Raw genomic sequence first — 14,959 nt, forward strand, 5'->3', positions numbered from 1 at the left:
GCTAGCGCCGCCGCCTCCCCTGCCTCGCGACTATCTCCTCACGTAGGCGCAGGCCACCAGTAACGGCCCATCTCACCGGCGCCTGCCAGGGGGCTGTGTACTGCCCAGCCATGTAGCGGCGAGCCGACGCGTGGTGGGCGCGGATCATGCGCTCGGGCCGGGACCTCCAGCTCGCGCCCTGCTCATGGACCACCTCGCAGTCCAGCACCTGAAGGTTGACCCACCCGGCCGCGCTCACACGCCGCCCGAGGTCGACGTCCTCAAAGAACATGAAGTAGCTCTCGTCAAAGCCGCCCAGACGTTGCCATGCCGCAGCAGGAAGCAGCAGGCAGGCACCGGAGAGCCAGCCCACCTCCCTCACCATGAGCGCCGACCTGCCGCCCGGAGCAGCGCTCTTGTCGGCCTCGGTGCCCTCAGACCAACCGCTCACCCCGGTCCTGGGCTCAGCCTGGCTATGCGGCTGGCTATGCGGCTGGCTATGCGGCTGGCTGTGGTAGGCCGCGGAGAACGGGTTGGAGGGCCAGAGCCTGCTCAGGAGGGCGTGCCCCGCACCCCCTACCAGCGAGGGCAGCGCCCGTCCCGAGGGGTAGACGGTGCCGTCAGGGTTGAGTATCCGCGGCCCCAGGCACCCGGCACGGGGGCTGGCCAGGCTGGCGTCCACCAAGGCGTCCAGGCTGCCCGGCTGCCAGACCAGGTCCGGGTTGGCCACCACGATCCAGTCCTCGGTCAGGTCAGCAGCCGCGAGGTTCGCCCCGCCCCCATAGCCCCGGTTGGTCCCGTCCCCACTACCCGCGCCCCGTGCGCCCTGGCAGCAGCCTCGACGACGTCGTGGTCCTCGCCGTTGTCGGCGATAACGGTCCTCACCTCCCGCCTGGTCGCGGTCCGCAGGGAGGTGAGGAAGCGGTCCAGCTCCTCCCCGGGGTTGTAGGCGACCGTGACGACACGGACCGTCCCACCACCCGGCGCGGTGGCGGGGTCGTCGGACGCAGCGGGCTGAGGGACAGTTTCAGGTACGGTCACGACCAGGAGCCTAGCGTCACGGGAGCCGTGAGAGGAGTCACTGAGGTCGGACGAAGATCATCGTCAGGATCCTCCCCCAGGAGGAGTAGGAGCCCGGGAGTCCACCTATGATCGCACTGTGCCCAAGGTCGCCCTGCCGCACGCGCGGCACTCGTCAAAGGACCTCGGCCGCCACCTGGCGCGCCGGGTCGCTCTGTGCGTCCTGGCAGTGGTCCTGTTCCTGGTCTCGGGAGTCGGCTTCGCCTGGCAGGACCTGCAGTCTCGAATCAACATCTTCGACGCGGACAGCATCCTGGGGCCTAACCGTCCCGGTGACGACCTCCCGGACAGTTATGAGGGCCGGGCCGTCAACCTCCTGGTCCTGGGGTCGGACACGCGCTCCGGCGACAACAACGTCGACAACTCCCAGGGCAGTGAGGACGTGGCTGTCGCCCGCTCGGACACGGCGATGGTCATGCACATCTCCGCCGACCGCAGCCGTATTGACGTCGTGTCCATCCCCCGCGACACCCTGGTGGACATCCCCTCCTGCACCACCCTGGACGGCGAGACCACGCAGGCCGTCACCAACGGGCAGTTCAACTCCGCCTTCGCCAACGGCGCCGGCACCGGCACCGACCCCAGCTCGGTGGTCTCAGGGGCCGCCTGCGCCCAGAGGACCGTGGAGGACCTCACCGACATCCGCATCGACGACTTCGTCGTGGTGGACTTCGACGGCCTGTCCACCATGGTTGACGCCCTGGGAGGAGTCAACCTCTACGTCGAGGAGGAGATCTCCGACCCGGACTACACCGGCCTGGAGCTGACTCAGGGATGCCACACCCTGGACGGGGCCACGGCCCTGCAGTACTCGCGCGTGCGTCACGGTGTCGGGGACGGCTCCGACATCTCCCGCATCAGTCGTCAGCAGAACCTCATGAGCGCCATGGCGCGGGCAGCCCAGTCCAAGAACCTGCTCGGCGCCAACGAGCTCTACGACTTCGCCACCAGCGTCCTGGAGGCCCTGACAGTCTCCAAGGGCCTGAGCCTGGGGGCACTGGCAGGACTGGGCTCCAGCGTCCAGCAGGTCGGCATGGACAACATGAACTTCGTCGCAATGCCGACCGCAGAGGCCCCCTGGGACGCCAACCGCGTGGTCCCCACCGACGAGGCCGACGACGTCTGGGAGGCGCTGCGCAACGACCAGCCGGTGCCCGATGGCTCCGAGGGCTCTGACGGCACCACAGGTGGCGATAGCGCCACGCCCTCGGCCACCGCCTCACCGGACACTGGCAGCACGGACGGCCCCCAGACGGAAGAGGGCACCGACGGACACGACGCTGCGGACGCCGACACGCCCACCCAGGCTGCCACACCGACGCAGGACCCCCAGGCACAGGCCTCGCAGTCAGCACAGGCTGCGGCAGTCGCCTCCGCCGCACAGCAGTGCGAATAGGGCAGGATCGACCGCGTGACTTCCAGCGACGACTCCCTGCCTCCGTCCATCGCTCCCGGCTCCGGGCAGCCCAGTCAGCCCCGTAGGCAGGTGCGGCCTGCAAGTACCCGTGGCGGCGGCGCCTCCTCACAGCCCCAGCCCGGCGCCTCCTCAGCCCGCTCCAGACGTCCTCACGGGCAGGAGGCAGGAAGCAGCCGCGCAGCAGCACAGGCACAGTCCCCTGCCGTCCAGCCCCCTGGCTCCGGGGAGCCCGAAGCAGGCAGCGCCCTGGGGCGTCAGCCTCGTCGCCCGCACCCGGCCCCTGGAGCCAGCGCGGGCTCTGCTACAAGCCGCAGCAGAGCCCGCGCTGGCTCCAGGGCTGTCCCGCTGAGCAGTGACGCCCCCAGCCAATCGACCCGCCCCGGCATAGCACCTGGACGCCGCCCTGCTGCCACCAGCGCCGCGTCCAGCGACCCGGGCACCCGGGTGATGCCAGCCAGCATGCCCACTGACGTCGCAGGTGACGCACCCTACGAGGCTGGCCCGCCACAGGAAGGAGACACCACCAGGGGGAGACGTCACCATCCCCTGCGCTGGGTCGCGGCCGTCCTCGCTCTTCTCCTCGTCCTGGCGGGTGCCCGAGCGGCTTGGCTGTGGCACGGGGTCTCCTCCGGCCTGCAGAGAGTGGAGGCGCTCTCAGGTGCTGGTGACACCCCCGGCGAAACCTGGCTCGTCGTCGGCTCGGACTCCCGGGCTGACGGCGCGGTCCAGGACGGCACCGAGGGAGCACGGGCCGACTCGATCATGCTGCTCCACAGGGCGGACAACGGGCAGGCCAGCCTGACCACGCTCCCCCGCGACACCTACACCGAGATCCCCGGCTACGGCGGGAACAAGATCAACACCGCCTACGCCTTCGGTGGGCCTCAGCTGCTGGTGGAGACCGTCGAGTCTCTGTCCGGGCTAACCGTGGACCACTACGTCGAGGTCGGGATGGGAGGCGTCTCCCAGATGGTGGACGCGGTCGGCGGGGTCGAGGTGTGCATGGACTACGACGTCGACGACGCTGACTCCGGCCTGGTCTGGGACACCTCACAGGGGACCTGCCAGGAGGTGGACGGGGCCAAGGCCCTGGCCTACGCCCGGATGCGCAAGTCCGACCCCACCGGGGACATCGGGCGCGGCCTGCGTCAGCGTGCGGTTATCTCGGCAGTGGTGAGCAAGGCGGCCTCTGCCTCGACCCTGGTGAGCTTCTCACGACAGGACGCACTGGTGGACTCCGGGACACAGGTCCTCACGGTGGAGGAGGAGGCCGGGGTGGTCGACCTGGGGCAGATGGTCCTCGCCTTCCGCTCTGCCTCAGGTGAGGAGATGACAGGTGCCCCGCCGATCGCAGACCTGGCCTACGCCCCTGGCGGCATCGGTGAGTCCGTGCTTCTCCAGGACACGACGGCGCCGGAGTTCTTCACAGCCCTGCGTGACGGCGAGTTGACCCCACACAGTTTTAACCAGTCGTGACAACACGACCGTCGGCCCGGAGCTGTCGCTCCGGGCCGACGTAGACGGCCTTACCTAGCGGCGCGCGCCCAGGAAGAGAGCCAGCAGGCGGGTCGGGTCAGGCCCAGAAGGTCAGGAGAAGTGGGGGCGGTCCGGGTCCGCCTGCCAGGCAGCGAAGGCCGAGGCGACGATGTCGTCAAGGTCGTGCTCAGCCCGCCAGCCAAGCATCGCCCTGATGCGCTCAGGGTTGCCGATGAGCTGGGGCGGGTCGCCTGCTCGGCGTTCCAGCTCCTCGGGAACGATATTCAGGCCCGTGGCAGCAATGACCCGACTCACCACCTCACGCACGGAGGACCCCTGGCCCGTCCCGACGTTAAAGACGTGCTCGGTCATCTCCTTGCCAGTGACCATAGTGTCCAGCGCGGCGACGTGGGCGACAGCAAGGTCCTGCACGTGGATGTAGTCGCGGATGCACGTGCCGTCAGGGGTGGGGTAGTCGGTGCCGAAGATCTTAGGGGCCTCCCCCTTGGCGAGCCGCTCCAGCACCATGGGAATAAGGTTGAGAGTCGCCATGTCCCCCAGGTCCTCCCATCCCGCACCAGCCACGTTGAAGTAGCGCAGGCCTACCCAGCGCAGCCCCCAGGCCCGCTGGGCGTCAGCCAGCATCCACTCCCCGATAAGCTTGGTCTCACCGTAAGGGTTGATGGGACGGCACTCGGTCTCCTCGAGCACGACCTCCACCGGAGGCATCCCGTAGACCGCCGCCGAGGAGGAGAAGATCATCTGCCTCACGCCCGAGCGCTCCATAGCGACCAGCATGTTGGCCAGGCCACCGACGTTCTGCTGGTAGTACCAGGCAGGGCGCTGTACCGACTCCCCAACCTGCTTGCGAGCGGCAAAGTGGACGACGGCGGTCACTGCCCGGGAGGCCATGAGGTCAGTCAGCGCATCCTCAGCCTCACCGTCGGCGACGTCCAGAGTGACCAGAGACGCCCCCTCCACCCGCGACGCCGCCCCGTAGGAGAGGTCGTCCACGACGACGACGTCCTCACCACGCTCAAGAAGAAGTCGGACGACATGGGCACCGATGTACCCGGCACCACCGGCAACAAGAATGCTCATACCAGCATGTTACACAGCGATCCCCGGAAAACGGTAAACCCCCGTCAGCGGGACGGGCTGGGCTCCCGCAGGGAGGCGCCCTTGGCCCGGGCCTCGCGCCTCATGCGCTCCTGGTAGTCCCGCATCGCCGCGCGCAGGCGCAGGGCCTGCGGCCCCTCGCCGGCTCCCAGGATCCGGGCCGCGAGCAGCCCGGCGTTGCGGGCTCCACCCACCGACACGGTGGCCACCGGCACACCAGCGGGCATCTGGACGATCGACAGCAGTGAGTCCAGGCCGTCCAGGTGCCGGAGCGGAACCGGCACGCCGATGACCGGCAGCTCGGTGACGGCCGCCAGCATTCCTGGAAGATGAGCCGCTCCCCCGGCCCCGGCAATGATGACCCTCAGCCCGCGTCCTGCGGCGTCCTGACCGTAGCCGAGCATATCGACGGGCATCCGGTGGGCGGAGACGACGTCGGCCTCGTAGGGGACACCCAGCTCGTCAAGAGCCTCTGCGGCAGCGCTCATGACCGGCCAGTCGGAGTCCGAGCCCATGACGACACCAACCAGTGGCGCCCCAGCGGCCGGACCAGCCGCTGACGCCTGCCCCCCGGCCGACGTCCCTGGCGCCTCCCTCTGCGAGCCACCCGCCGGGCCGTCCTGCGACCCACCCGTGTGCTGCGCCTGCGCAGCCTGTGCTGTCGTGCCTGTCATCGGCCTTCCCTCCTCACACTCCAGGCCCCACACTACAAGCCGCATCGGGTCGCAGCACCCGGTAGCAGCCCCGGTCAGCCCTCGCTGTACTTCCCTGGGAGCCGTCCAGGAGAGGCTCAGCCCTCGCCACGCAGGACGGCGACGACCTCACGAGCCCGCTCCAAGGCGTCCTGCGGAGTCTCGGTCGGGGCCACCGTGAGGTTGACGTGCCCGAGCTTACGACCCGGTCGCCAGCTCTTTCCGTAGAGGTGGATGCGGGCACGAGGCTCCAGGGCCAGCGCCCGGGCCAGGGCGTCCTCTCCCGGAGGCTGAGGTCCCCCGAGGAGGTTGACCATGACAGTAGCCGCAGCCGTGAGCGCGGCAGACCCGAGGGGAAGGCCGAGCACGGCACGCAGGTGCTGGGCAAACTGGCTGGTCACGGCACCGTCCTGCGTCCAGTGTCCGGAGTTGTGAGGCCGTGTGGCCAGCTCGTTGACGTAGAGACGGGCAGGCCCGTCCGGCTCCTCCACGCAGAACATCTCTACAGCAAGCACCCCGGTAACCTGGAACTCCTCCGCCACCGTACGCGCGATGCGTTGCGCCTCCTCGGCAGCAACGGGGTCCAGCCCAGGAGCGGGAGCCACGGCCTCCACACACATACCTGAGGCCTGGACGGTCTGAACCGCTGGCCAGGCCTCCACCTGCCCTCGGGGGCTGCGAGCGACCAGCACGGCCAGCTCCCGGGAGAACGGGACTGCCTGCTCCACCAGGAGGCTGGTGACCGCGCCTCCTCCCAGGCTGCCCCCGCCTCCGGTCGAGGACCCGGTGTCGCCAGCGGCTGCCGCGGCCACGGCTGTCAGCCAGTCACGGGCAGGCCCCTCATCCAGGGCTGCGGCGTCGTGGACCAGCAGCACACCGTGGCCGTCGTAGCCGCCACGAGGAGTCTTGAGCACCACCGGCCACCCGTGGACCTCGGCGAAGGCACGTACGTCAGCAGCCATCGTGTCCGCTGTCACCCCAGCCGTCGACTCAGGCACCGCCTCAGCCGCCGACGTCCCCGCACGGCGTACCGTCCCACCAGCCATGGCCCCGACCTCGGCCCAGGCTGGCTGCGGCAGCCCCGCCCTGGCCACGGCCTGACGCATCACACGTTTGTCCTGGGCTAGCAGGAGCGCCTGGGGCGAGGGCTGGACACTGAGCCCCTCGGACTGCAGAGACGTCAGGAGGGAGGTGTCCTGGTGCTCGTGCTCAAAGGTGAGGACATCGGCGGCCTGTCCCGCGCAGAAGCCACGGGCGCCCTCGGCCTCCTCGCCGTGGCGACCTGAGACGAGCCTGCGCAGCGCGGTCGCGTCATCGGCCGCACCAACCGGGGCGTCCACGGTAACCTGACCCGCAGAGCCCTCACCGGACTCGACCAGTACTCGCAGGTGGATACCGAGGGCACTGGCCTCCTCCTGCATCATGCGGGCCAGCTGCCCGCCCCCGACAACAGCTACGACAGGTGTGGTCACGCCCCACAGGCTACCCGTAGGGTGTGCCTGGTGACGTCACCTACCCGCTCCCACACGGATGAGGACCCTGCCGACGCCGTCCCGTCCGGTCCCGCCGCTTCCCAGGCGCCCTCGGCAGCCAGCAGGCTCGCGGGCCACCTGGTGGGCCTACCCAGGCCCGCTCAGGTCCTGGCGGTGTGGGCGGCCTGCTCCACCCTGACCTTCCTCGTCCTGAGGCTGTCCGCACAGGACACGCCCGCAACTGCCTGGGCCGGGGCTGCTCCCGGGTGGCAGGAGCACATGTCCTTCTGGGACGCGGGCTGGTACGAGAGGATCGCCCGAGAGGGCTACCCGCGTCGCCTCCCTGTGGATGCCCAGGGAGACGTGACACAGAACACCTGGGCCTTCATGCCGCTACTGCCCACGCTGGCCCACGGGCTGACCTGGGTGACGGGCTGGTCCTTCTACACCTGTGCCGCGCTCATCTCCATCGTCGCCTCTGCGGCAGCAGCCCTGGCCATGGACTGGTGGCTGTCACCCCGCACGGGCAGCCGGGCCTCGTTGTGGGCGGTGGCGCTGCTGTGGGGCTCCCCCTGCGCGCCCGTCCTCCAGGTCCCCTACGCAGAGGCACTGACCTTGCTGACGGTCTCCCTGGCACTAGGCCTGACAGACCGTGGGCGGCCGCTGGCAGCGGCACCGTTCACCGTCCTGGCCGCCTTCTCCCGTCCCGTGGGTGTCCCCCTAGGAGCAGCCCTCGGCCTGTGGTGGGCGTGGCAGGAGGCGTGCTCTCACGGATGGATCCCGCGACGGAGCCTGAGCCTGCCGGTTGGGGGACCTTCCGACGAGTCACCGTCACGGCACAGCCTGCTGGCCCTGAGCCTGCTGTCCTGCGCCGCCTCCCTGGCCTGGCCCGCCCTGGCCTGGGCCTCAACCGGGCGGGCGGACGCCTACACGGCCACGGAGACGGCCTGGCGCGGCGGAGACCTCGTCCCCTTCACACCCTGGCTGACACGCTCAGGGTGGTGGGTGGGTCACCACCTGTCCTGGCTGCTTCTCCTCCTGGTCCTGGCAGGCGCGGTCCTTCTCCTGACCGCACCTGCGCTGCGCCGCCTCGGGGCTGCGGCCTGGTTCTGGTGCCTGGGCTACATCCTCTACCTGCTGGCCTTCTTCGACCCGACGTCCTCGGTACTACGAATCCTCCTACCTCTGGCTCCCGTGGCCTGGAGCCTGGCACGACGAGCACGGACCACGCGCGCGCGTGCGGCACTCCTGCTGGCTGGCCTCGTCGGCCAGTTGTTCTGGGTGTCCTGGGTCTGGGCCCTGGGCAGCGTGGAGATCCAGTGGGTCCCCTAGAGCAGCCTCACCGCCCCGGTGAACCCACCTGTGCCACGTGCCGCTGTGCCTTCCGACAACACGGCACCCACGAGCAGGTGGCGCACGGTCCACCAAATCTTCCCTAGGATGCCCTCCATGTCCGCAGCACCTCCCCCTACCTCAGCCAGGGACCGGGTGGTGGCGTGGGTGCGCGAGCTTGTCCAGTTCGGTCTGGTGGGCGCGTCGGCCTTCCTTATCGACATCAGCCTGTTCAACCTGCTCCAGCGCGGCCCCGTCGCGGTCCTGGCCGGCCACCCCAACACCGCCAACGCGGTTGCGGCCGCAACCGCGACCGCGTACTCCTGGGTAGCGAACCGGATGTGGACCTACCGTGGCCGCACTCAGGACAACCTGGCACGCGAGGCGCTCCTCTTCGCCAGCGCCAACCTCGGGGGCCTGGTCATCACCCAGTCCTGCCTCCTGGCGACGCACCACCTCCTGGGCCTGACCTCCGCGCTGGCGGACAACATCGCCGCCTACGTCGTCGGTTTCGTCCTGAGCACAGCCTTCCGGTTCCTGTTCTACCACTACGTCGTCTTCACCGGGACACCGCAGCGCCCCGGCCCGCCGACCTCAGCCGACGCCACGCCCGCCAGCACCAGACCATCCGACGCTACACCGGTATCGGCCGGCACCGCTGCCAGCCAGCAACCCAGCGGCGCAGACCACCTCTCACAGGGCACCTCATAGAGCCTGCTGCCTCGCCATAACCTCGGCACCGGGGGCACCGGTGAGGTAGCCGTCGGAAAACCGTGCTCATGAGGAGCCCGGCACCGACGCGGAGCCGACGGCGGACTCACCGGGCCCGCGACGACGACGCTCAGAACCGACGTCGACGTCCCACTGAGACCAGCGCGCCCTGCGGCAGCACGTTGTTGGGGTCCAGCGACTTGGGCACGGCGTTGAGGAGGACGGAGAAGACGGCTGGGCACCGCCGGGAGAGCTCGATACGGCCACCGTCGGCCTCCACAAGGTCTTTGGCCAGAGCCAGCCCCACCCCGGTGGAGCCGTGGCCGGAGACGTTCCTCTCAAAGACGTGCTGGGCGATGTCCTCCGCCACGCCCTCACCCTGGTCGGCCACGTCGATAAAGACGCCGTGCCCGCCGTTAGCGCTGCGCACGCTGACCTCAGTCGTCCCGGCCCCGTAGCGCAAGGAGTTCTCAATGATGGTGGCCAGCACCTGGGCCAGGGAGCCGGGGGTCGCCAGGACAGGCTGGCGGACCTCGTCAACGAAGGTGAGGCTGCGTCCCGCCGCCTCAAAGGCGGGACCCCACTCCTCCTCCTGCTGGGCAAAGACCTCGCTGAGATGGAGGGCCTCCGTGGTCCCGCCCCCGGTACGGCGGGAGACCTGCAAGAGGTCCTCCACCACTCCCGTCAGACGCTCCACCTGCTCCAGGCAGGCCCGGGCCTCCTTGCGTACCTCCTCCTCCGAGGCAAGAAGCTCGATCTCCTCCAGCCTCAGCGACAGGCTGGTCAGCGGGGTGCGCAGCTGGTGGGAGGCGTCGGAGGCAAACTGCCGCTCGGCGGCCAGGCGCCCCGCGACACGCTCGGCGGAGCGCACCAGCTCAGCCTGGACCAGGTCGATCTCCTCGATCCCGGAGGAACGCAGCCGGGGCCGGACCTGGCCGCTGCCCAGCTGCTCCGCCTCGGCCGCCAGGTAGATCAACGGCGCTGAGATACGCCGGGCCGCCTTGGAGGCCACGACGGAGGCCGCCGCTACGGCCACCGAGCTCAGGGCGACCAGGGTGAGCAGGACCGTAGCCACCACCTGGATCCGAGCGCTGCCGCCAGCCGTGGTGCGCAGGGCGATAATGACCCAGGCACCCCCCAGAGGCACCCCCAGGAGGATCACCGCCACCAGGACCGTCCTCATAGTCATCGCCATTGCTCGACGGCGCATGCGCGTCCCCTCCTCTGTGGCTCGGCAGCCCTCCCAAGGCGATTATCCGCGAACCCTGCCCGCCCCAGCAGGACGCCCGCAGGGCGGGTTGCCCGCCCCGGACGGCCTCACCACCCGCCAGCACGTGGCCGGGACACTGCTCACCCCTCGGCCAGGCAGTATCCCTCGCCCTGGGCGAGCAGCCGACGCGGGGCGTCCTCGTCGTCACCCAGCTTGCGCCGCAGCCAGGCGACGTGCATCTGGAGCGTCTGGGGAGTCCCCGTGGGGTCCTCCCCCCAGACCTCCTTGAGGACGTCCTCAGCCTGGACGACCGCACCGCCGCCACGCACGAGCACCCGTAGCAGCTCGAACTCACGCGTGGTCAGCTGCAGCTCGCGAGAGGCGACAAAGGCCCTGTGGGCGGCAACATCCACCCGGATGTCCCCGATGGTCAGCTCGTCCTCCGTGGCCTCCCCGGAGGCGCGGCGCACCTGGGCACGCACTCGGGCCAGGAGCTCGGCGAGGCGGAAGGGCTTGGTGACGTAGTCGTCGGCACCAGCGTCGAGCCCAACCACGAGATCCGTGTCCTCGCTGCGCGCTGTCAGCATCAGGATAGGAATGGTGAGTCCCTGGGCGCGCACCTGCCGGGCGACGTCCAGGCCGTCGACGTCAGGCAGACCGAGGTCAAGCACGATGATGTCAGCGCTGGCAACCTCCTCCAGGGCACCCTTGCCGGTGCCGTGAGTGAGAACGGCGTAGCCCTCCCGACCGAAGGCCCGGGCGAGCGGCTCGGAGATAGCGGGGTCGTCTTCGACAAGCAGAACTGTGGTCACGCTAGTGATCGTAAGCGACAACGGGGCGTGACGTCATCATCCTGGAGACGGATAAAGACACACGTGGGTCGCCTCACGGCAGTGGGAACCGGATTGCCCGCGCAGAATGTGCCAGGAGCCCACAGGACGCCCGGCATCAGTACACGCGCGGGTCAGGCCCCCGGGCCGGGCAGACGCGGCCTCGCGCTCAGACCCGCTCCAGGGACCAGGGAATGATCTGTCCCAGGCCCTTGGCAACAACCTCGTGGCACTGCCCCACCCGGTAGCGGGAGGCCACCGGGCCGTGAAGAATGGCCATGGCTGTGGCCTCGTCCATGCGTATCCCCCCCGGCTCCGCAGCGTCCACCAGCCGGGAGGCCAGGTTGACGGTAGGGCCGAAGACGTCCCCGGAGCGTGAGACCACGCGTCCCTGGACCAGGGAGGCGCGTACACGGATCGCCTCGGGACCGCTCTGGAGCTCCTCGACCAGGGACGTGACCACGTCCGCCGCAGTAGGCAAGTCGTCTGAGATATACATCACAGCATCCCCGATAGTCTTGACCACCCTGGCCCCACGGGAGGTGACGACATCGCGCGCCGTGTTCTCAAAGTCCTCCAGCATGAGGGTGAGGTCCTGCTTACCCATCCGCTGGGCCCGCTGGGTGAAGGACACGATGTCGACAAACCCCAGGGAACGGGTCAGAGGGTAGAGATCAGGACCCGCCTCCTCCTGGCCGCGGGTAGCGACCTCCGCATCGGTGCGGCCGATGAGGGAGGCCAGGTGGCGCCGCCAGGCGTAGGTCAGCTGGCGGGAGAGGATCTCGATCATCTCCCCGACACGGTCCAGCGCAACCAGCCGCGCCGAGGTGTCGTCCAGCCTCAGCCGGTCGCCGATGTCAGCCACGAGAGTCTCCAGCTCCCACAGGACCAGCCTGTCCATCGTGTAGGACTGCGCGCGCAGCAGCTCCAGGGCGCTGGGCAGCCGCATCCGGAAGGAGCCCTCCTCGTTGATGAGGGCAAGCGTGTCACGCAGGGCGTCGACGTCATGGCGGGTAAAGCAGACCTCGTCGGGGGCGACGTCGGCGAACCCCATGGCCCGCCAGAAGCGCTGGGCTGTCTCGAGGCTGGCGCCCGCCTGCTCGGCGACTTGCGCGAGCGTCAGGCTGGGGCGCTCACCCAGCAGCAGCCTCTCGTGGCCCGCAAGGGTGGCCCAGTCCTCAGCCCTGGAAAGTTGCGGCTGTCGGCCCCGGGGGCTCTGTCCGTCCCGTCTCACCACGACAGAGTAGCGCGGGTCACACGGCGATGCTTGTCATCGCCACAGCCTCACAGTACGTTATCCAGAATTTCGCCCGTGGCGGTCACAACGTGGTTTCCGAGAGGTCCTGGCGCCGTACTGAGACCTCACCAGCGCGAAGACACTGCGGCCCGTCGGGGGTGTCCACCACCAGCTCAGGAGTGACGTCCCTGGCGGTACCACGTACCACCCCCGCAGGAGACCGGACACTGACCTGCTGACCCAGGGTCGTGCAGACCGCCCGCAGCTCCCGTCCCAGGTGGCCGTCACCGGCGTCGGGGTCCCCTCCCGCATCCTCCCACTGCCCCACACGGGCCGCCAGGGTGCGACCCAGCAGCGCCATTACGTCCTCAGGTCGTGCCGAGGAGCCCAGTAGGCGCAGAGAGGTCGCCCAGGGCACCGGCAGGCCTTCACTGTCCTGGCCGACGTTGACCCCAATCCCCAGGACGACACCAGGCGCCTGCACCCGGCAGGCCGCGGCCTCGTCCGCGGCAGCGCCCTGCGAGCCGTCGCGCCCGGCAGCCGCTCCCTCAGCGGAGGAGGCCGGGCCGACGCCGGGGACCACCAGCTCCGCCAGGACCCCGGCGACCTTGCGCGTGCCCGCCCACCCGGGCACGTCAGGGACGTCAGCGCCCTCGGGAACGGCAACGACGTCATTGGGCCACTTCAGGCCCAGCCTCCACGGCACGCCCTCCGTCAGCGGCAGCAGGCTCTCACGCACGGCCAGTCCCGCCACGAGCGGCAGCCAGTCCAGCCGGTCCGCTCCCACCAGGGGCCTGAGGACCACCGAGACCGTCAGCGCCCCCTCAGCCGGCGTCTGCCAGGAGCGTCCCTGGCGCCCCCTGCCTGCGGTCTGCCGGAGCGCCCGTAGCGCAGACAGGTGCGGCCACCCCTCCTCGCCGCGAACGAGCGCATCATGCAGGTCGTCCTGGGTGGAAGCGGTCTCCGGCACCGTCACGACCCGACGAAAGCCTCTGCTGCCTGAGCGGTCATGGTCCACGGCACAACCTTAAGCGCCTACCTCCCCACCGGGAAAGTCCCACCGAGAAAGTCCCGCCGGTGACGTGGCCGCCAGCGGCAGCGGGCCGCTAGAGTGGACAGCGTGATCCTCCTGGCCTCCCAGTCCGTCGGCCGCCTGAGCACCCTGCGCGCCGCAGGGGTCGACCCCCTGGTGCGAGTCTCCCACGTGGACGAGGACACGGTGCTGGAGGAGCTGCGAACCACCTCCCAGGGCCGGGCACACCCTTCCCCCGCTGCCCAGGTCCAGGCCCTGGCCCAGGCCAAGGCGATCGAGGTGGCCGCGCGCACGCTGCCGCAGGAGGCCCAGGTCGTCGTGGGCTGCGACTCCATGCTGGAGATCGACGGGGCCGTCGTCGGCAAGCCAGCCGACGCGCACGTGGCCAGGGACCGCTGGCGCTCCATGCGGGGCCGTAGCGGGGTTATCCACACCGGCCACTTCCTGGTACGCACCTGCGACGGCGCCACGGCCGGCGCGGTGGGCTCGGCCCTTGTACGCTTCGGCTGCCCCACGGACCAGGAGATCGACGCCTACGTGGCCTCCGGCGAGCCGCTGGACTGCGCCGGGGCGTTCACTATTGACGGCCTGGGCGGTGCGTTCATCGACAGCGTCGAGGGCGACCCGCACGCCGTCGTGGGCATCTCACTGCCGCTGCTGCGTCGGCTCCTGGCCGGGCTAGGGGTGACCTGGACGGACCTATGGGAGCGGCAGGCAGCACAGGGATGAGTGCCTCCGGTGCGCGCCACCCCGGCGACGGGTGGGTCCAGTGCCGGTGCGGACAGCGCCACTGGGGCGTCAATGGCGCTGCGGGCCTGCTGGTCTGGCGCCTGGGCGCCGCTACCTCCGGCACCCAGGGACTGGAGGTCCTGCTCCAGCTGCGGGCACCATGGACCCACCACGGCAGTGCCTGGGGACTGCCTGGCGGTGCCGTCGCTGACGGCGAGTCACCCGCGCAGGCGGCACTGCGGGAGTGCCAGGAAGAGACCGGGCTGCCTGCGCAGCTCCTGGTTCTCGGCGGGTCACAGACCCAGCGGCACCCTGACTGGTCCTATACCACCTTTGTGGCCCAGGCGCCCTCAGACCGGGCCTGGGACCACCTGACCCCGGCGGACGCGGAGTCCGTCGCCCTGGCGTGGAGCCGTCTGGAGCCCCGGGAGGACCGCACCACCTGGAAGGTGCCGCGCCCGGCACGGACCTGGGGTGACATGCCTGTGCTGCCTGCCCTGGCCGCCGTGTGGGACCAGCTCGCCTCCCTCCTGCCGCCACCGCGCGCCTCACAAGGCACACACGACAACCCGACAGCGCAGTCCCCGTAGCAGCACGGCACCCGTGGCGCGCGCAGCTCGTCACTGCGACAAGACGTCACCC

At 70.0% G+C, this 14,959-nt stretch carries 13 protein-coding genes and 1 pseudogene; 6 read left to right on the forward strand and 8 right to left on the reverse strand.

Annotated elements, in window-relative coordinates; all coding sequences use genetic code 11:
- Nucleotide 1: 1 nt before the first annotated feature.
- Nucleotides 2–1,026, reverse strand: a pseudogene (locus D5R93_RS10115) (glycosyltransferase).
- 112 nt (nucleotides 1,027–1,138) lie between these two features.
- On the opposite strand from D5R93_RS10115, the gene D5R93_RS10120 reads away from it, so the two are divergent.
- Both D5R93_RS10120 and D5R93_RS10130 read left to right on the forward strand, forming a co-directional pair.
- Complete coding sequence (locus D5R93_RS10120; RefSeq protein ID WP_243106711.1) at nucleotides 1,139–2,455, forward strand: LCP family protein; 1,317 nt, start codon at nucleotides 1,139–1,141, stop codon at nucleotides 2,453–2,455.
- 15 nt (nucleotides 2,456–2,470) lie between these two features.
- Nucleotides 2,471–3,952, forward strand: a complete 1,482-nt coding sequence (locus tag D5R93_RS10130) for an LCP family protein (protein ID WP_243106712.1) — start codon at nucleotides 2,471–2,473, stop codon at nucleotides 3,950–3,952.
- A gap of 111 nt (nucleotides 3,953–4,063) precedes the next feature.
- Here D5R93_RS10130 and galE read toward each other — a convergent pair whose 3' ends face one another.
- The 3 genes from galE to D5R93_RS10145 form a co-directional block, all read right to left on the reverse strand.
- Nucleotides 4,064–5,053, reverse strand: coding sequence for a UDP-glucose 4-epimerase GalE (gene galE, locus D5R93_RS10135; protein WP_119836626.1), 990 nt, complete (start codon nucleotides 5,051–5,053; stop codon nucleotides 4,064–4,066).
- Between the two features lie 44 nt (nucleotides 5,054–5,097).
- Nucleotides 5,098–5,586, reverse strand: coding sequence for a 5-(carboxyamino)imidazole ribonucleotide mutase (gene purE / locus D5R93_RS10140; protein WP_120206001.1), 489 nt, complete (start codon nucleotides 5,584–5,586; stop codon nucleotides 5,098–5,100).
- 275 nt (nucleotides 5,587–5,861) lie between these two features.
- The gene (locus D5R93_RS10145) at nucleotides 5,862–7,235 is read right to left on the reverse strand and encodes a 5-(carboxyamino)imidazole ribonucleotide synthase (RefSeq protein ID WP_119836627.1); all 1,374 of its coding nucleotides are present in this window, start codon (nucleotides 7,233–7,235) and stop codon (nucleotides 5,862–5,864) included.
- Nucleotides 7,236–7,265: 30 nt separating this feature from the next.
- On the opposite strand from D5R93_RS10145, the gene D5R93_RS10150 reads away from it, so the two are divergent.
- Together D5R93_RS10150 and D5R93_RS10155 are read left to right on the forward strand one after the other, a co-directional pair.
- A complete protein-coding gene (locus D5R93_RS10150; RefSeq protein WP_423243298.1) occupies nucleotides 7,266–8,567 on the forward strand; it encodes a hypothetical protein in 1,302 nt (433 codons plus the stop codon).
- A 117-nt stretch (nucleotides 8,568–8,684) separates the two neighbouring features.
- Nucleotides 8,685–9,278 (forward strand): GtrA family protein, encoded by a 594-nt coding sequence (locus D5R93_RS10155; RefSeq protein WP_396027238.1) that lies wholly within the window; start codon nucleotides 8,685–8,687, stop codon nucleotides 9,276–9,278.
- A 130-nt stretch (nucleotides 9,279–9,408) separates the two neighbouring features.
- Here D5R93_RS10155 and D5R93_RS10160 read toward each other — a convergent pair whose 3' ends face one another.
- The 4 genes from D5R93_RS10160 to D5R93_RS10175 all read right to left on the reverse strand — a co-directional run bounded on the left by D5R93_RS10160 (nucleotide 9,409) and on the right by D5R93_RS10175 (nucleotide 13,573).
- Entirely contained in the window at nucleotides 9,409–10,488 is a 1,080-nt protein-coding gene (locus tag D5R93_RS10160; RefSeq protein ID WP_119836629.1) for a sensor histidine kinase, read from the reverse strand.
- Nucleotides 10,489–10,628: 140 nt separating this feature from the next.
- A complete protein-coding gene (locus tag D5R93_RS10165) occupies nucleotides 10,629–11,300 on the reverse strand; it encodes a response regulator transcription factor (protein ID WP_120205051.1) in 672 nt (223 codons plus the stop codon).
- Nucleotides 11,301–11,487: 187 nt separating this feature from the next.
- Entirely contained in the window at nucleotides 11,488–12,552 is a 1,065-nt protein-coding gene (locus D5R93_RS10170; protein ID WP_396027239.1) for an adenylate/guanylate cyclase domain-containing protein, read from the reverse strand.
- An 85-nt stretch (nucleotides 12,553–12,637) separates the two neighbouring features.
- Nucleotides 12,638–13,573, reverse strand: a complete 936-nt coding sequence (locus D5R93_RS10175; protein WP_120205054.1) for a biotin--[acetyl-CoA-carboxylase] ligase — start codon at nucleotides 13,571–13,573, stop codon at nucleotides 12,638–12,640.
- A gap of 102 nt (nucleotides 13,574–13,675) precedes the next feature.
- Here D5R93_RS10175 and D5R93_RS10180 point away from each other — a divergent pair, with 102 nt between their 5' ends.
- Both D5R93_RS10180 and D5R93_RS10185 read left to right on the forward strand, forming a co-directional pair.
- Nucleotides 13,676–14,317: a Maf family protein gene (locus D5R93_RS10180; RefSeq protein ID WP_120206005.1), complete on the forward strand. Its 642-nt coding sequence runs from the start codon at nucleotides 13,676–13,678 to the stop codon at nucleotides 14,315–14,317.
- Nucleotides 14,314–14,907: an NUDIX domain-containing protein gene (locus D5R93_RS10185; protein ID WP_119836694.1), complete on the forward strand. Its 594-nt coding sequence runs from the start codon at nucleotides 14,314–14,316 to the stop codon at nucleotides 14,905–14,907. The genes D5R93_RS10180 and D5R93_RS10185 overlap by 4 nt, the downstream gene beginning before the upstream one ends.
- Nucleotides 14,908–14,959: the final 52 nt, after the last annotated feature.

The sequence above is a fragment of the Actinomyces lilanjuaniae genome, from assembly GCF_003606385.1.
Taxonomy (GTDB): Bacteria; Actinomycetota; Actinomycetes; order Actinomycetales; family Actinomycetaceae; genus Actinomyces; species Actinomyces lilanjuaniae.